This is a genomic window from Rubellimicrobium roseum (genome assembly GCF_006152145.1).
In the GTDB taxonomy this organism is placed as follows: domain Bacteria; phylum Pseudomonadota; class Alphaproteobacteria; order Rhodobacterales; family Rhodobacteraceae; genus Rubellimicrobium; species Rubellimicrobium roseum.
Map to the genome: position 1 here is coordinate 1 of NZ_VDFV01000067.1, position 16,209 is coordinate 16,209.

The window sequence follows — 16,209 nt, forward strand, 5'->3', positions numbered from 1 at the left end:
CCCCTCAGACCGGGAGCTTGAATCACACCGTCACAGCGGGAGCGAGCAGATCAATGGGTCCTGAACCTAAGGAGAAGCGGCTCGACCCTCGGCTGGAGGGGCGGATTCATCCTTGGGGCGGCGTTGATGCTGATAACAGCAGGCACTGTCTTATCTCTGCGGCCCAGGCGTGACACGCGGCTGCAAGCCCCTGAGCAGACTTCACCTGCACTTCTGCCAACTTAAAACAGACCCGTCTGCGATTGGCACTGATGAACAGGCGGCACGTGGGTAAGCGGCGCAGCTTTTCCGCCAGCCGGTCTTCAGCTTCACAATACTGGTCAAGGTGAACATACCACGGCACGGAGGATTGGTCCCAACGGGGCAAGTTATCGGCCCACTCCTCCAAAATATCGGCGATGGCTTGAAACTGTAGTGTACGCTCCGCCCCGTCCAACACAACAACCGCCCTCACCAAGCATCAGAAAAGTCGACTTGAGCTCAAGCAATGCCGCGGTCGTTTTCATCTCACAACGAAACTTTCGAGTAAATCTTCACTCCTTTCGGGTAGTCGCGGCCTCTTCGAGCATGAGCAATGTGCACGCGGTCACCTTAGCCGTGCCGGACCAAGCTGCTCATGAGGTAGACCCTGCATGTTGCGCCAGACAGCCTCCTGGGACCGAACTGGTCAGTTCAACCCTCAACCCAAGCCCTGTTTCTGGCTGCAGCCAACAAAACGTCGGCTCAGACGCGCAACGGCTGAGAGCGAAGGTCAGACCAGCCCGCGATCTCGACCTATCATGGCAGCATGGGCTCTGTTTCGAGCGCCAAGCTTGCGGTTCAGGCTTTTGGCATACAGCTTGACCGTGGCCTCTTGGAGGCCGAGATCGGCCGCGATTCCTTTGTTGGGCTTGCCGGCACAGATGCCGCGCAGCACGTCCATTTCACGGGCGTTGAGCGAAGTGTCTCGGTCCAGAGCTGAACTGGCCGTCAGACCATAGGGAACGAAAACCTCGCCGGCCGCCATCAGGCGCACGGCCGCCATCATGGCCTGTGCACCCAGGGTCTTGGGCACGAACCCGGCGGCACCCAGCCCAAGTGCGCGCTCGACCGTTTGGGACGAGGCACTGCCGGACAGCAAGGCGACGGGGCGACCTTGGTTGACCTCGACCATGCGGGCGAGGCCCTCAAGGCCCTGCATGCCCGGCATAACAAGGTCTAGGAGAACGAGGTCGAAGCCCGAAGCTTTCCTGGTCAGTTCTACCGCTTCACTCAGGCTGCCCGCTGTGACGACCTCGCCCAGCCCCTCATGCCTGAGGAAGGCAGCGATGGTTTCGCGTACAAGATCGTGATCGTCAGCCAAGAGAATGCGCACGAGGACCTTCCCTTCCGACAGGCGGGGCCACTCGTGACCCGCCGCGAACTTCAAGAGTGCCCGCCCAAGCCAGCAACGCGAAACCGTTCTTTGCCACACCCTTTCTCGTTTATCAATCTATGATGGATCATATCCGCCTTTTTGCCTTCTACGACCAGATCACTGTTGCTCTACAGTGCCATCCGAGATGAACCCATTGGTCATCGACCCAGCCGCAAAATTGTAAGCAGCGTTTAGTGTGACGGAATTTGGTCAGCCCCAATTTGCACAGACCATTTATTATGCTCCTTCCCAGCCTGAACTTCAGAAGCACCCGAATGAGTAAGCTGCTACCCTTCAGGGATCGTGCCCGCTACGAGGGGGTCGTCTAGGGCTGGGGCCTGAGACATTTGCGTCGGGAGGCTCACCTGTGCTTGGTGCTATGACTTTGCTGACTGCTGTGTTCCTGCTTTTGGCGAGTATCGCTTTGGCCCAGGAGCCACGTTCAAGTCTGCCCGAGCCCGCGGGAGACGTCCTTCTCACCGTGACGGGCGACATTGCCATCAAGAACAGTGAGGACGCCGCGCTCTTTGACCGTGCCATGCTGGAGGCGCTAGGGGCCGAAACAATCGAAACCTCGACAGTCTGGACTGATGGCGTGCATGCCTACACGGGCGTGCCCCTCGACACGCTGCTCGATCATCTGGGTGTCGAGGAGGGGGCCTTATACGCGACAGCTCTGAATGACTATGCCGTCGAGATCCCCGTCTCGGATGCCATCAAAGGGGGACCGGTCGTGGCTTTCGATGTTGATAGCGCGCCCATGTCGGTGCGCGACAAAGGGCCGCTCTGGCTCATCTACCCCTTTGACGCCAACCCCGACTATCGCAGCGAGGTGATCTACTCGCGGAGCATTTGGCAGCTGGTCCGCATCGAGGTTGAGAGCGGGCCCTGAGATCGACGGATGAATATTCATGATAAGGGCCACCTAAGGGGCACCCGTAGGTGGATGAACCGGCAGGCGACCATGATGGTTGTTCTGCTCGGTCTGGCGCTGAGCGCGTTGATGATCAGCCTCGTGGCCTTTGAGTTGCGGGGGCGCGTCTACCATCATCGCACGGCCGGCCTGGACAATGTCGAGTGGTCTATCGCTCAGGTCGAGGTCGATCACCTGCGGTTCACAATGACAATCACAGATGCTCGTGCGGGTGCCGTACCTCTCATCGAAGTTCGGCGGCAGTTCGATGTCTTGTATAGCCGCATCATGATCCTGCAGCAGAGCAATGTCTTTGCCGAGGTCCGAGCGGAGGAAGACTTCGATGCACTGCTTATGGACATCGAGAGCTTCCTAAATGATGCGATGCCGCTGATCGATGGGGAAGACGAGGTACTCCGAAGAGCCCTGCCAGGATTGGCGGACGAGGCTAGAGCCATCTCACCTGCCGTACGCAACCTGACCCTTGTCAGCGTGGGCGCAATTGCCGCTCATAAGGAGGGTCATCGCAGCGATGTCGTTCAGACGTTTGGGCATCTTGCGCTTGTTACGGCCGTTCTGTTCGTGGTCCTTCTCGGGTTCCTTGCACGGATGCTGTGGCTTGAGGCCAAGGCCCGCCGAAGCTCCGAGCGGCTTCGGCGGGCCCTGAATCGCCTAGAGGCCGTCATTGACACCGCGCTCGACGCCATCATCGTAACGGACCAGAACGGGTGGGTGCTTGAGTTCAATGCCGCAGCTGAGGAGGTGTTTGGCTACAGCCAGACCGAAGCGGTCGGCCAGGACATCGCCGACCTCGTTCTGCCTGAAGACGTGCGTGACGCGCACCGCGCCGGCATGGCCCGTTATCTGATCACGCGAGAGCGGCGCATCATAGGACTCGGGCGGGTGCGCCGAGAGGCGCGACGGAAGGACGGTTCTCTGTTCCCGGCGGAACTGTCGATCACTACGGCCGAGTCTGGGAAGGGGCCGATCTTTATCGCGTTCTTCAAAGATATGTCGGCGCAGGTCGCAGCCGAACGCGATCTGGTCCAAGCACGGGATAAGGCGATGGCAGGGGAGCGCGCCAAGGCTCGGCTGCTCGCGGTCATGAGCCATGAGATCCGGACTCCTCTGAACGGGCTTCTGGGAACCATGGAACTCCTGGCCGATACTCCGCTGGACCTGTCTCAGGTGGATCTTCTCCATATTATGGAACGGTCGGGACGCTTGCTCCTGCGCCATGTCAACGATGTGCTCGACATCTCGCGCGACGACGCGGGTCTGCTTCCGATCGGGCATCACCCGTTCGACATCACGGAACTGCTTATAGAGATCGTCGCAAGCCAGGACGCCATTGCTCAGGCGGGACGCAATCGTCTTGTCCTGTCAGTGCTTTCGGAGCCACTGCCTCGTGTGATGGGCGACCCCGTCCGGCTCCAGCAGATCCTTCTGAACCTACTGAGCAATGCTCTGAAGTTTACACAGGAGGGACAGGTCGAGCTCGCGGTCAAGCAGATCGCAGAAGGGCGCTTCGAGTTCCGTGTGACAGATACAGGCTTGGGAATAGCCCCTCAGGATCTGGCCCGGGTCTTCGACGATTTTGTGACTCTCGACACCTCGTATGCGCGCCCGGTCGACGGCACAGGGCTTGGGCTCGGCATCGTTCGGCGCCTTGTTCAACGACTGGGAGGCGAGGTTGGCGTAAGCAGCGTGCCGGGTGAGGGCAGCGAGTTCTGGGTGTATCTTCCGTTCAATCCAGTGCGTGGGGAGTTGGACGACCCTGCCGATGAGGCCGAGCCACTTCCAGCGGATGTGCTTCACCGCTTGGCAGCCGAAACCCTGCATGGCAGCCGGCGCGTGCTGGTCGCCGAGGACAACTCCATCAACCGCACCGTTCTGTGCCGCATGCTCGAGAGCGACGGCCATCTGGTGGTGGAAGCACAGGACGGCGAAGCCGCTGTTGCGATGGCTGACGACCTAGAGTTCGACATCATCTTAATGGACATCAGCATGCCGCATCTCGATGGGGTTGCCGCTACACGAGCTATCCGGTCAGGCACAGGCCTCTCACGGGATGTGCCGGTCATCGCTGTCACCGCTCACGCACTTCCTGACCAGATCCAGGCCTTCCACAAAGCCGGAATGAACGATGTGCTGACTAAACCGGTGTCCCGTGAGAGCTTGCGCAGCATGCTTTCGAAGACACCGCTGGCCCGTCCCGTTGACGAAGCGAAAGACGAGAGCTCCGCGCCGCCGATCTTGGATACAAAGACCTTTCAGGAGACCTGTCGGAGTTTGGACAACGGCACGGCCAGTCGACTTGTGGCGGAATTTCTGGGCAGCGGCGAAGCCGCAGTGACCCGGATCATCGCCGGGGAGCGCGACCCTGAAGACGCAACCCTCGACGTGCACAAGCTTGCAGGGGCTGCCGCGATCTTCGGAGCTTTCCGTCTCAGGGCGACACTTCTTGAAATCGAGAAAGGCCTGAAGTTGGGGCAGAACCAAGAGCTGTGCATGGAAATGGCGGTTCTGCTCGATATCTGGGTTGCCACGCGTGAGAAAGTTCTCGCTCACCAGTCGGCTCTGGACCAAGTGCTGTCGGACCAACCGGTCTGCTGAACCCTCAGGGCCAGGCACAAGAACCAGAAAAGTACTCTCTATCCGAAAGAATAGCCATGCTTACCCGGATGACCACGCCGCTGACCTTCAATGAACAAGGCTTGGCTGATAGTGTTTTCCCCAGTGGTCGCACTCCTTTGGCCTAATCCAGGACTTACACTTCCCGATGACGAAGAAGCTCCCATATACCCCTTCAGACAATGGCAGCATCTCGAAGCAGATGCCGCAGGGGAACGGCGCCCTTCATGACATAGCTCCGCCGGGAGCATGGCGGCTTGCAGACCTTGTTGACCTCAGTGTCGATGCACCGGATCTGCTCGAACAACTGCGCAGCATCCATCAATCAGCCCGCCAGGTGATCGGCGGCAACCTGAGGAGTCAATCTCTGGACCGCAGCATGCTCGAGCGCTTGGAAGCTTCCGTCCTGCGCCAAGCCGGTCAGGTGAGACTGCTCCAGCGCAAGTTCATTCAGGCCGGCACTAGTGGGCCCTTGCAGGACGAATTGGCCGAACTTCGTGAGTTCTTCGCGGAGGCGCGTGCCGAGATCGCTCGTCAGCTCAAGCCGGCTCACTAGAAGACGGCGCCAGCCTGAAAGAGCCGAACTTTCTGCTAGTGCAGAGTGACTGGTGTGCCGCTGACCTCGGGGTCTGGGTACGCTTCATCCCAGTAAACGATCCTCAAGTCGTCGCGCCCGGGCTCCAGGGCGGGTGTTGCCAGACCTGCAATCGAGCCCACAATGGTCAAGGACGGTGGTGAATACACCAGCTTGGCGGGGATCGGTTTGGACTTCATCATTCCACTCGTTCTACTCTGCTTGCGGTCGTGCTCTCATAGTGTGGCAACGCAGTCGACTTGCACTTCCGTTAGGCCCCACGAGCCTTGCCAGTTACGTTTCCCGATACCTTGGTAGCACCAGTCAGAGTAAGGTCTTGGAGCCTGGACCCACTCAACCTTCAAGCCTCAGCTTTGTTAGGTGCAGTTAAGCGAAGAGGCCGACTTCCCTGAGGCGCGCCAACACCCGACGGACTTGAGACGCATGCCACAGACCGCCACGCGCTGTGGGTACCCCGGCGCTGTTGAGCTGATCCGCAATCGCTTGGAGCGGCTTACCGTCCTTGTGCATGGCGCGGATCATGGGTCCAACTTCGGACGCCCGCAGACGCGCTTGATCCTGCACCGCCGCGTTGCGTCGACCCGTTTTGTCCTTCAGCCCGCCCAGCTTCACCCCCCGTGCCTTCGCCACCGCGAGCGCCGCCTTGGTCCGCATGCTGATGAAGGCACGCTCCTGCTCTGCCAGCACCGCATAGACATAAAGTTGGGCGTTGTCGGCCTGGGGCATGGATGCCACCCTGAAGCGAACCTGCTGGTCTTCCATGAACGCCGAGATCACCGAAGCGTGTTGCGATAGCCGATCCAGCTTTGCCACAAGGAGCTCGCACCCGGACGTCCGGCCCACCAGCGCGAGCGCGGCCTCAAGCTGCGGCCGGTTGTGATCAGGGCCGGTCTGCACCTCCCGGAAAGTAGCGATTACCTCGTACGGCGTTGGCGCGTGGGTCTCAAGGAACAGCTCGATGTCGCGAGCCTGTGCCGTGAGCCCGAGGGCCGAGCGCCCCTCATCCTGCGAGTTGACCCGCAGGTAGGCTACATACCGTTGCACAAGATGGCCTCGCTCTTCGTCCCGCCCCATGCTTACCGGTCTACATCCTCATACCCAATGACAAAGGACGTCGTGGCTGTTTCAGGCCTCGTGACAGACTGTCCCTCAGCTCGACCGCGATCTGGCGCGGAAATGTGTCGCAAATAGAAATACCTTGAAGAAAGGCACAAGGCAGGTTGCATGCCAGTAATTCTATCTATCGACGCGCCAATACTCCGGCGAGTCCTATCGCTCCCAGCAGGAGAGCGGCCGTGGGGGGCAAGGGAATTTGCGGCAGCGGTTCTGGTAATCCTGTCGACACCTTCACAAAGCCAGGTTGATGCTTAAGCGTATCAAGGCAGGCCAAATCGTCCAAGCGAGCCTCAATGCAAGGTGGCAGCTCACCATCCAGTAGGGGCGGGGTCGGCGGGGCCTCTTGGCCGGGGCAACTCGCCTCATAGAGCTCGGCACGGGCTTCGTAGATCTCTGAAAATTCGGCCTTATCATATGACATGTGCCAGATCGCTACGGGATCGGGCACCAGACACAGATCTATAGGAGAGTCATCGAGGTCTGGAGCAATAGTTCCTGCCAGCGCAGGGAAAGGAAGAAGGCAGAGCAGAACGCGGATCACGACACGGCTCCTGGGGCGAATAGGTCGCTCTTCGCGTCAGGATATTCGGCCAGGGCTGTCCTTATGTTGGCAAACTCGTGCTAATTCCGCGGCAGTATAGCTTGGCCGAGCTTATGAAACCTGCTTGCCCCGCCAAGCGGCCCAGCGACAGCGATGCGCTCCCGGCCCTCGGGTGTCCGTGGCCCCGCGCTCCTGCCGCCGTGGAACTTGCAGCGGCGCTGGCCTGGCTCGGAGAGGAGACGACAGGAGTGGCCCTTGCGGGTCTGGGCGCCGCAGGGGACGTGGGCACGGGCCCTGCGCTGGACTTCACGCTCCTTCCAGTGGGCCAACTTAGCCTCACTGACGGCGTCAAAGGCGATCCTGCTGCGGGTCGTCTTTGTAACGTGCGCCACTTCTGCATGGGGCTACCCATCCAGACCAGGAACGCCGCATCATGGGCCTTAGGCAGACGTCGGGCTGACGTCTGTCCAGGGTGAGAATGAGGCCGACATGGACGAACGCAAGGTCGAGGCTGGTGCCGTCGCGACCCAAGTGACGGCAGAGCAGACGCAGGCGGCGGCCGAGAACGCTTCGGCCGCCGCCGAGAGCGCCAGCACCGCCGCACGGCAGACCACGCAGGCGGCAGGCCGGACCTCGGCGGCCGCCGACACCACGGCCCAGGCCGCCCGGACCACGGCCACGGCCGCGGTGCTCACCAAGGACAGCGCCGAGCGACGGACCGAGCTGGCTGGCGATCGCACCGTGTTCGCGGCCGAGCGCACCTATGCCGCTTGGGTGCGCACCGGGCTGGTGGGACTGGCCGGCGGCATCGGGGCGCGGGCGCTGCTGGAGGGCCTGGTGCCCGGCTGGATGGTGATGGCCCAAGCCACGGTGCTGATGCTGTTTGCGATCTTTTGCTTTGTAGCGGGCGTCTGGCGACAGCTCTTCAAGGTCGAGCCGGAGGCGCCCGACATCGATCGGCTGCCCGGTTGGGTGCTGATCGCGGTGAACGTGTTCCTGGCGCTGGTCGCCGCGACCGCCCTGATCGGCATATGGATGGGGCGTGCGAACTGAGATGTGGCATCGACATAGAGCTTCCCGTTCGTGGTGGTTCGAAGTCGACCCAGACACGACCTCCCAAGGAGCACAGCTGTTGATCCAAGACGCAGGTGCGGGTTGCCACAAACCAGGGCCGGCCCCAGACTCTGATCATGCCGATCGCGCCGGAGCACCGCTGGTTCTACCCCATCGATTGGCGTGAGCTGTCCCATGCCATTCGCTTCATCCGGGCCAAGGGCCGCTGCGAGCGCTGCGGCCGCCCTCACGGGCAGGACGTCACGCACTTGGGCAACGGGGTCTGGTGGGATGCCGAGCGCGGCACCTGGCGTGACGGTCAAGGCCGGCGGGTGCGCAAGCTTCCACCTCCGGACGCGCTTGAAGCAGGGCAGCTTGGGCTTGCTGGCATCCCCCCTGCCCCACGTCTTCCTGTCACCCGCGTGGTCTTGGCCAGCGCGCATTTGGATCACAACCCCAGCAACAATCGGTTCCGTAACCTCGCCGCGCTCTGCCAGAGGTGCCACATGCTCCACGACGGAAAGGAACATCGGAGGCGGAGGTGGAGCAAGGTCGTCCAGCTCCGTGCCTTGGGCGACCTGTTCGACTGAAGCGCCCAGGCGTCTAGACCGTGAACCCGTGTGCAGATCGCCGTTAGAAGGCGCGGTCCCCTGCAAGCTGATCCATCACGACCGATCTCGCATCCGGGGTGTGCACACGACCATCTGAAAGCGGGTGGGGCTTGTCTGGTGGCCGAGTGGAAGTGTCCCGGGCGGAGCTGCGGCTAGAGCAGAGGCATCGACTTGATTGAACAAGGCCTGTGCGTCAGCTGCATGGCGGCAGGCGACTTGCTGCCCTAGGTCGGGTCAAGCGCTCCCGCATCTCGCCTGCCCTGCCCTCAAAGGATATTCATGACCCGTCATCTCGACACCAATGCGCCCCGGATGCTGTCCGTGCTACGCATCGTGGCCGCTCTTATCTTCTTTGCGCACGGCACGCAGAAGCTCCTGGGTTTTCCGGCCTCGGACTTCTCGCCCGAACTCTTGTCGCTGCCCTGGATCGCGGGCGTTCTTGAGCTTGTGGGAGGGGCCCTGCTGATTCTGGGGCTGTTCACGCGACCAGTGGCGTTCGTGTTGTCAGGGTTGATGGCATTCGCCTACTGGCTGGCGCACGCGCCCCAGAGCCCGTTCCCGGCTCTAAACGGCGGGGATGCGGCGATCCTCTACTGCTTTGTCTTTCTCTATCTGGTGTTCGCCGGCGGCGGCGTCTGGAGCCTCGACGCTCTCCTCTTCAAGAACCGCGGGTCCCGGAGTGCCGCACGCTTGGTGGCCTGAACTGCACCTGAACAAGATGGGAGGCCCAAACCCCCGACCAAACGTGGCCAACTCCATACAGGACCGACTGCTCCAGCATGGCCCGACCCGTATTGTCGTGGTGAACAATGCTGACCGTATATGTCGGTAGGAAGACACAAAGCTATGAACCTAGCTTGCGGGCTTGCCGTGGCTCGCACCTCACGCCTTGAGTGAGCCCTCTTCATCATCCCTTGCGTCGCAAGTCTAAGAGATCTTCCTCCGTCACTGTCAGCCCTCGTTCCTTCAGGGCGCTCAGGATGAAGGCACGCATCGTCATGTCGGCGTCTGCCGCCAAGCGCTGGAGTTCGCGGCGTTGGCTCTTGCGGAGGCCAAATGAGAACTGAACCACCAGCTCGGTCGACGCTGATGCCTCAACCGGTACCGGTCGCGCCGCCGCCGCAGGCTGAACATGCTGCGTCGGCAACTGTGCGGCAACCGCGCTCAAGGACGCCGCAACACTTTGAAGGTTCTTCTTCATACCCCTGCCCTCTTATTGTCAGGTTCTTAGATCCCTATATTCCGGACTAGACAGGAAACTAGGAAACCAGCTCTATAGGTATGAGTGGCAACGCTCCGAGCGCGGCGACTTCATCAAGTAGTGCATTGGCCTGGGCCGCGGCTGCCCCCTCCCCTGGCACTTCGCCAGTGAAGGTCATCTCCTTGAAAGCAACCAGGCGGTGAAGCCGCGTCTCAAGGATCTTAAGACCACAGGCCTCAAGTTCCCGCTCTACGTGGCCGGCAACGACTGTCTTCGCTTGATAGTCCGTCAGAACAACCCGCGTCAGGATCTCCTGCCGCGTCATTGCCGCAGCACTCTGGACAAGCTGGCTCGTCTTTGCCGCTTCGACCACATCGGCTGAGGAGAGCTGGCATGGGATGAGGACCAAGTCGGCACAGCCGATCGCGAACACAGTCGCCTGCATCGCCGCTCCAGCCGTATCTATGACCACGAGGTCATGTGTCTCGGCGAGCTTCTCGGCGAGCGGAATGATCTTCGTCTCGTTGAGTTCGGTCTCGACCGAGATCGGATAACGACCGAAGGTTCGCACCCAATCGGTCAGGGAGTGATTGTAGTCCGCATCAATCGCGGCCACCCGAAGGCCTCGCTTGGCAACCGTGCCAGTGATGATCTGAGCGAGCGTGGTCTTTCCTGCACCACCTTTGCTGGTGGCGACGGTGATGATGCTCATGACGCACTCCTGCTCGTGCCTCTTCTTGAGGAGAGCATGACCTATCTCCATAGGTTTACCGAGAAGTAATCTCGTAGGAAGCCAAGTTCCTATGAACATGTAGATTGAAAGTGACAGGTACCGTGCAGTTTCGCATAGGACCGCCTTGAGCAGCCCAAACTGGGTGCGTGACCATGGCTGGAGGACAGCTGGACGGGGAGGTGGGGCGGGAACCCGCTCTATCACGCGCTGACGTTCATCCTGACGCACCACCCTCGCGACCCGATCGTGATGGAGGGGGGCACCACCTTCCAGTTTGTGAGGGGCGAGATACATGCAGCGATGGAGCGCGCACGCGACTCCGCCGATGACCGCGACGTTAAGATCGGCGATGGCGTGTCCATGGTCCGCCAGTACCTGCAGGCCGGCCTGATTAGCGAGGCGTACTTCGCCTTCTGTCCGGTCCTGCTCGGACGGGATGAGGCGATGTTCGAAGGCCTGGACCTGCCTGAGCTCGGCTACCGCATGATCGAGACCGTACCGACCGGCTCGCCACGCACGTCGTCCTCGGCTGCTAGGAGACCCGCTTGCCATCAGCTCCAGGCTTCCGGTGATCTACGGCAACGAAGAGAATGTCGCCTGCACGGGAAACGGAGGATTAGGCGTTTATAGGTCCTGATCATAGAGCTAGAAACTAGCTTCCTAGCTTCAAGGCTTCTTATGTTTCTCCTCAAATAGGGAGGGAAGCTCTACGAGCTGTTCTGCATCACCAGAAATCCGGGCCTTTCGGCCGACCTTTGGACGCTGCAACTCGGCATAGGCCTCCTTGAGCCCATCGATGTCTTTCCGCCACCAGGCAACGCGCACCTTCTCAACCCTCTTGCCGACTTTGATCGGCTCGACCTGACAGCCAAACGACGCGATCGCGTTGATCTCCTCGACCGCCGGCGTGATTGCGCGGAGCTTCAGGTTCGAGAAGGTGGTGAGCTTTCCAGATGGAACTCCGAGGAGTTCGCGGAAGGCTTCGAGGTCGAAGTCCTCATAGAACTTGGTTGTGAGCCTAACCCGCCGGGATAGAGCCTCGTAGAGCGCCAGGCCATACTTGGTCGTAAAGGCATGCATGACTTCGATCTCGATCTTCCCGAAGACCGAACTCTCGCGAAGGAGTGGGACCAGGCGCTTGTCAAACGAGTAGGTAAGACAACCATGGGCTCTTTCGGGATCCCCCATGTCGTTGCCGCCGAGGAGTGCCACCCGCCGGGTTGCCCCGCCCGGAAGGCGTACGGTGACGATCGTCTTCATGAGTGCGACGATGCTGTCTTCAATGCGTTCATTGCCCCTATGCTGCCCACGAAGCTCGGAGAGGCGGATCGTCCATTCCTGGCCTTCCTCGCCCATACGAGGCCCAAAAGCATGGGCGATAAGCTGGTTGTAAAGTCGCCTCGCCGCCAAGGTCAGGCCAGTCGCTCCATCGATATCAATAAGTTCGGCAGGTTTAAGCATCTCACCGGTTGCCGGGATGAGCTCAAGCGTACGGAGCGACCGCTCCGAAACCTTACTTTCGGGGGGACTTGTATCCACTAGGGCTGCTCCAAACCTTACCTTACGAGATAGGCTATGTAATTGTAAGGTTCGGGACAAGAGCAACTCCGGTCCGCAAGGCAGGCAATGAGAGTCACCCCAAAAGTAAGAGTATCTCCCCCGATACGTAAGGATAAAGCCCCCAATATGTAAGCCAACATCCCCCAAAACGTAAGATCTTCCTGATCAAGTGATTGAAATTATTTGTAAAATCTTCTACGAAGAAAGAAGAAAGTGAAGAAGAGAAGAAGAACGCGCTAGCTTTCAGCTTGTGGATAACTCGGCCACGACAGTGAGACAGAGAGCTACCAAGGATAGAAGCTACGAGAGTACAGTCTCGCGAGATCCCCCGAAAAGTAAGCTTAGATGACCCAAAGGAGCCGGACTCAGATCGAGAGGGACTATCATCGACACCAAATCTTACGTTTGGGGGGACTTCTGCCTTGAGGTTGAATCGTCGGTCGGCTCAGCCATAGCTGACTTCCTTCAGGATGGCTCCGCAGATGCCGAGAGTAAGCTCGTCATACCGGCACACCGCGACCAGATCGTACACGCCGGCGTAGCTGCGGTGCGTCATGTCGACACTCGTATGTCTCAGCACATGGTGCACGACCTCGACGCCTTCGGGGTTGTTGGTGATGTACAGGGTGGCCGCGAAGCGGCGCAGGATATGAGGAAAGTTCCTGAGACCAGTATCGGCATGGATAGTCTTCTTGAAGTCCGGGCCAACAAACTGTTCAGCCGATTTAGGCTGTCCCGCGATCGCGATCCGGCTTGGGAACAGGAAGCCCTCTGGGCTTGAGCCCAGAAATTGGAGGCCTTGCGGGCCCACGGCCTTCTCGACTGGCTGCGCTGCTACGTGCCCAGAGAGGGTAGGGGTCCCAGGTGCACCAGACCAGCAGCGCTTACCGCCTGAGCCTGCCCGTGCGGGCGCGGCATCTCCTAGGCACCCGAGGCCAGCCGGTCCCGCTGCCCGACGACGTCCTCCACGCGCACAACGCCCGACAGCAGGAGCAAGAGGCTTACAAGGCCAGTCTGCCCCCGAGGACTTCGCCGTTCTTGAGGTCGACGACACCCGGCTGGGTCAGCTCCTCGCACAACTCGGGCGGCGCGTGCAGGAACACGAGGCCGCCAGGCGATCGGAATCTGGATCTACTACCTTTTCCCAAACAATGATGCACCCGAGGCGGGGCCAAAGAGGCTGAGAACAAGGCAGAACAGGCGGCAGCCGTCCCGCGTGACCTGAAACGGTTCGTCAAAGATCAACAGGCCTCACCCCGGCTGATTGGGATGAGCTGGCGGCAGCTCCTGCCCGTCTGCGCGCCTCAGCGATCCAAGCCTCGCACGCGCCCTTGAGCCGATCGGCCGAACGCACCCGGATGCCGCCCAAGATCAGCTCAACCAGCGCGCCATCCTCTTTCACGGTCACATGGCACCCAGGCAACTCACGGAGCCGCTTCACCAGCGCGCCCTCACCCCAGGCGCGCCGGCGTTGAAACGCCTCCAAGGGCTCCGGGCTCTGCGGGAGCCAGCCCAGAAGATCAGATGACCAGAGCTCCAGCTCGTCAGCCATCACAAGAAGGGCCGCCTTGGCCTCAGGCGACATCGCTCCGTCCCCGGGTGTGTCAGTCACGGGATAACCCCTCCTACTCGTGGCCGCAGCCTCGATGACCGGAAGCCGAGGGGCTTCAGGGGCTGCAGGATGACGCTGGCAGGGCAAAGCAGGGAAAATAAGGAAGATCAGCAGCATAGCGGAGACAAAACGTTGCTGCCGCATGGCGGGATGTGAGAGTGTAACAGCACATATCGGGGTGCACGGTGAGTTTGCTAAGCCATAATCCGTCACATGCGGTCGGTTCAGCCTTTGCCGCAGGCGCACTGTCCTCCTACACGCAAGGGAAACAGGGACATTCTGCGCGACCGCCGGGCCGCTCATCGCCACATGTCTGAACGGAACCAAGTGCAGACGAGGTTTGGCTTGACCGCATGCAAGCGCTCGAACTGCTCGCGAGGCGCCACACGGGCGATCTTTAGGAACTCCAGGTTGGGGCAATCCGCTAGCGGCATGAGCTGCTTGTCGGCCAACGTTGTGGAGACGCCCAGGAACGCGCGCAGCGATCGAAGACCCGCAAGAGGCTTGAGGCTGGGTATCTTGTATGGACTCCACATGCCCCCTTCGATCCCGATCACCTCCAAGTGGTGGGCATCGCGTAGCCAGTCGAGACTAGCCATCCGCTTGGGATTGGTGATGAGGAGCGTCCGCAGAGCAGGAAGCTGCAAGAGGGGCGTGAAGTCCGTGATCTTGCGCGGGCTATCCAAACTGAGAAACCTGAGACGCCTGAGGCCAAGCAAAGGCGCCAAGTTGTCCGCCACCATCGGCCATTCCAACTCCAGCCGTTCAAGCTCATCCAGTTGGCTGATCTCATCCAGAAAGAACTGGTCGACATTGGTGGCGATGAGATGGCGCAGCGCCGTCCGCCTACCAACCCCGCGATAGTTGAGCTTTGCCCTCGCTATCCAAGCGCGTGTGGCGGTGAGAGGAATGTCCGCTGTTTCGCCAAAGAAATGATTGGTGCGCCAGTCTTCCCAGTCGCGCTCAACGTGCCCGCGCACCTTGTTGTTTAAAACGTGTCCCTGGTCGACAGTCACAGCATCCCTGTCGGTCATCGGCCAGCATCCAATCCGAAGCGCAAACACTGACCCCTCTACTGGCCTGTTCCTGCGTGAGCGATCACAACGTCAGCCAGGACTTATGCTTGTCCATCCGCTACGAGCAGCGCGCCGATATCTACGAGCCTTCATGATCCTGGCTGCGCTCATCTGCCTCAACCAGATCAGAGGGTTTTGTGAGTTGCTCTTAGCTGTCCGTTCTACGGACGGACCCATAAAGCTTCTATTTTGGAAACGTGTCTGCCCTCACGCCTGCCCTCAACATTTCCAGCGCACCGGGCAAAGCAAACACCTCCGGCTTCCGATCCCTATCGATGGCGCCGCGGGGGACCCGCGGAGCAAGCTTGGAGAACCTGCCGCGAAGCTTCGCCCAGCGCTTCTCGGTGACCTTAGGCGCCACGTCTCCAAGCCCGGCGAAGTAGTTCCCGATCCACTCGAAGCATGACAAGCCCAGGCTGTTTGCGGGTTGCTTTGCCTGGACATGCAGCTCAAGCCAGAGCAGCCCGGGAGGGCTGCCGAAGAAGGGCCGCCCGTCCGCGAACCGGAGGTGCCTCCAGCCTGCAAAGGGGTTCTCGATCATCCCTATGGCCTCGCCCACACCGTCGGGCATCAAAGGCAAGGGTCCGCTGGGTACGTGCCACAGGGCAAAGCGGCCGTCCTGGCCCAAGGCGAAATCGAGGGTGGCCTTCCAGAGGTCACCTTCTACAGGCACCAAGAGCGCCAGATCAGCGTCCGAGGTGAGCATGTCCCGCAGTAGCGGCAGGTCGGACCTGCTGGCGTAGAAAGGAAGCCAAGGCATGGGTGATCTCTGATGGGCGACACGCTCATGGATGCGCGGGGCTGATTACGAGGTAAAGGACGGCGGTGAGAGCCGTAGATGCCCGTCCCGCCGCTCGCTACCTCGAACATTCATAAATCCTGACCCCAAGGTCAGCTTTCAAATTGCATGAGGAGAGTGATGCTTGCGAGCATCGGGAAGGCGCATACGGCCAGCACAAGCAAGACAAGGCTCCAATGGAGTTCCCGGTAGCTTCGGGTACGATGATACCTCCAACGCAGAAGCACGCCTCCTAAAAGCACTACAAGGATGATGGAGGGCCAATCGGCTTCAAGATTCATTCGAGTTGAAGCCTTTGCCTAGGTTCAGGACCCATTGATCTGCTCGCTCCCGCTGTGACGGTGTGATTCAAGCTCCCGGTCTGAGGGG

The 16,209-nt window shown here is 60.5% G+C and carries 16 protein-coding genes; 6 read left to right on the forward strand and 10 right to left on the reverse strand.

The window, feature by feature from the left end; all coding sequences use genetic code 11:
• Nucleotides 1–751 precede the first annotated feature (751 nt).
• Entirely contained in the window at nt 752–1,354 is a 603-nt protein-coding gene (locus FHG71_RS21135; protein ID WP_139083678.1) for a response regulator, read from the reverse strand.
• Nucleotides 1,355–1,877: 523 nt separating this feature from the next.
• On the opposite strand from FHG71_RS21135, the gene FHG71_RS21140 reads away from it, so the two are divergent.
• The 3 genes from FHG71_RS21140 to FHG71_RS21150 all read left to right on the forward strand — a co-directional run bounded on the left by FHG71_RS21140 (nt 1,878) and on the right by FHG71_RS21150 (nt 5,499).
• The gene (locus FHG71_RS21140; protein WP_342777524.1) at nt 1,878–2,288 is read left to right on the forward strand and encodes a putative pterin-binding protein; all 411 of its coding nucleotides are present in this window, start codon (nt 1,878–1,880) and stop codon (nt 2,286–2,288) included.
• A gap of 9 nt (nt 2,289–2,297) precedes the next feature.
• Nucleotides 2,298–4,925, forward strand: a complete 2,628-nt coding sequence (locus tag FHG71_RS21145) for a hybrid sensor histidine kinase/response regulator (protein WP_139083680.1) — start codon at nt 2,298–2,300, stop codon at nt 4,923–4,925.
• Between the two features lie 166 nt (nt 4,926–5,091).
• Entirely contained in the window at nt 5,092–5,499 is a 408-nt protein-coding gene (locus FHG71_RS21150; protein ID WP_139083681.1) for a hypothetical protein, read from the forward strand.
• A gap of 405 nt (nt 5,500–5,904) precedes the next feature.
• Here the strand turns inward: FHG71_RS21150 and FHG71_RS21155 are convergent, their stop codons facing one another.
• Together FHG71_RS21155 and FHG71_RS24630 are read right to left on the reverse strand one after the other, a co-directional pair.
• Nucleotides 5,905–6,612 carry a recombinase family protein gene (locus FHG71_RS21155; protein WP_246045557.1) on the reverse strand — a complete coding sequence of 236 codons (708 nt, stop codon included), beginning with the start codon at nt 6,610–6,612 and terminating at the stop codon, nt 5,905–5,907.
• 663 nt (nt 6,613–7,275) lie between these two features.
• Nucleotides 7,276–7,587, reverse strand: a complete 312-nt coding sequence (locus FHG71_RS24630; protein WP_281281990.1) for an HGGxSTG domain-containing protein — start codon at nt 7,585–7,587, stop codon at nt 7,276–7,278.
• A gap of 97 nt (nt 7,588–7,684) precedes the next feature.
• On the opposite strand from FHG71_RS24630, the gene FHG71_RS21165 reads away from it, so the two are divergent.
• The 3 genes from FHG71_RS21165 (at nt 7,685) to FHG71_RS21175 (ending at nt 9,561) form a co-directional block, all read left to right on the forward strand.
• Nucleotides 7,685–8,248, forward strand: a complete 564-nt coding sequence (locus FHG71_RS21165; protein ID WP_139083683.1) for a YidH family protein — start codon at nt 7,685–7,687, stop codon at nt 8,246–8,248.
• Between the two features lie 137 nt (nt 8,249–8,385).
• A complete protein-coding gene (locus FHG71_RS21170) occupies nt 8,386–8,838 on the forward strand; it encodes a hypothetical protein (RefSeq protein ID WP_139083684.1) in 453 nt (150 codons plus the stop codon).
• A gap of 300 nt (nt 8,839–9,138) precedes the next feature.
• A complete protein-coding gene (locus FHG71_RS21175) occupies nt 9,139–9,561 on the forward strand; it encodes a DoxX family protein (RefSeq protein ID WP_139083685.1) in 423 nt (140 codons plus the stop codon).
• A 205-nt stretch (nt 9,562–9,766) separates the two neighbouring features.
• Here the strand turns inward: FHG71_RS21175 and FHG71_RS21180 are convergent, their stop codons facing one another.
• The 7 genes from FHG71_RS21180 to FHG71_RS21215 all read right to left on the reverse strand — a co-directional run bounded on the left by FHG71_RS21180 (nt 9,767) and on the right by FHG71_RS21215 (nt 15,801).
• Nucleotides 9,767–10,060, reverse strand: coding sequence for a hypothetical protein (locus tag FHG71_RS21180; RefSeq protein WP_139083686.1), 294 nt, complete (start codon nt 10,058–10,060; stop codon nt 9,767–9,769).
• A 58-nt stretch (nt 10,061–10,118) separates the two neighbouring features.
• Nucleotides 10,119–10,772, reverse strand: coding sequence for a ParA family protein (locus FHG71_RS21185; protein ID WP_176559553.1), 654 nt, complete (start codon nt 10,770–10,772; stop codon nt 10,119–10,121).
• Nucleotides 10,773–11,459: 687 nt separating this feature from the next.
• Nucleotides 11,460–12,254: a replication initiation protein gene (locus tag FHG71_RS21195; protein ID WP_139083688.1), complete on the reverse strand. Its 795-nt coding sequence runs from the start codon at nt 12,252–12,254 to the stop codon at nt 11,460–11,462.
• A 544-nt stretch (nt 12,255–12,798) separates the two neighbouring features.
• Nucleotides 12,799–13,164 carry a site-specific integrase gene (locus FHG71_RS21200; RefSeq protein WP_139083689.1) on the reverse strand — a complete coding sequence of 122 codons (366 nt, stop codon included), beginning with the start codon at nt 13,162–13,164 and terminating at the stop codon, nt 12,799–12,801.
• Between the two features lie 423 nt (nt 13,165–13,587).
• The gene (locus FHG71_RS21205) at nt 13,588–13,965 is read right to left on the reverse strand and encodes a hypothetical protein (protein WP_139083690.1); all 378 of its coding nucleotides are present in this window, start codon (nt 13,963–13,965) and stop codon (nt 13,588–13,590) included.
• 299 nt (nt 13,966–14,264) lie between these two features.
• Nucleotides 14,265–14,999 carry a hypothetical protein gene (locus FHG71_RS21210; protein WP_139083691.1) on the reverse strand — a complete coding sequence of 245 codons (735 nt, stop codon included), beginning with the start codon at nt 14,997–14,999 and terminating at the stop codon, nt 14,265–14,267.
• Nucleotides 15,000–15,225: 226 nt separating this feature from the next.
• Entirely contained in the window at nt 15,226–15,801 is a 576-nt protein-coding gene (locus FHG71_RS21215; protein ID WP_139083692.1) for a hypothetical protein, read from the reverse strand.
• Nucleotides 15,802–16,209: the final 408 nt, after the last annotated feature.

Bases quoted from the DNA above. Each gene is read 5' to 3' on its own strand.
- FHG71_RS21195 (WP_139083688.1), bottom strand. From the start codon at position 12,254: ATGCTTAAACCTGCCGAACTTATTGATATCGATGGAGCGACTGGCCTG.
- FHG71_RS21165 (WP_139083683.1), top strand. From the start codon at position 7,685: ATGGACGAACGCAAGGTCGAGGCTGGTGCCGTCGCGACCCAAGTGACG.
- FHG71_RS21150 (WP_139083681.1), top strand. From the start codon at position 5,092: ATGACGAAGAAGCTCCCATATACCCCTTCAGACAATGGCAGCATCTCG.
- FHG71_RS21170 (WP_139083684.1), top strand. From the start codon at position 8,386: ATGCCGATCGCGCCGGAGCACCGCTGGTTCTACCCCATCGATTGGCGT.
- FHG71_RS21215 (WP_139083692.1), bottom strand. From the start codon at position 15,801: ATGCCTTGGCTTCCTTTCTACGCCAGCAGGTCCGACCTGCCGCTACTG.
- FHG71_RS21155 (WP_246045557.1), bottom strand. From the start codon at position 6,612: ATGGGGCGGGACGAAGAGCGAGGCCATCTTGTGCAACGGTATGTAGCC.
- FHG71_RS21210 (WP_139083691.1), bottom strand. From the start codon at position 14,999: ATGACCGACAGGGATGCTGTGACTGTCGACCAGGGACACGTTTTAAAC.
- FHG71_RS21175 (WP_139083685.1), top strand. From the start codon at position 9,139: ATGACCCGTCATCTCGACACCAATGCGCCCCGGATGCTGTCCGTGCTA.
- FHG71_RS21180 (WP_139083686.1), bottom strand. From the start codon at position 10,060: ATGAAGAAGAACCTTCAAAGTGTTGCGGCGTCCTTGAGCGCGGTTGCC.
- FHG71_RS21185 (WP_176559553.1), bottom strand. From the start codon at position 10,772: ATGAGCATCATCACCGTCGCCACCAGCAAAGGTGGTGCAGGAAAGACC.
- FHG71_RS21145 (WP_139083680.1), top strand. From the start codon at position 2,298: ATGAATATTCATGATAAGGGCCACCTAAGGGGCACCCGTAGGTGGATG.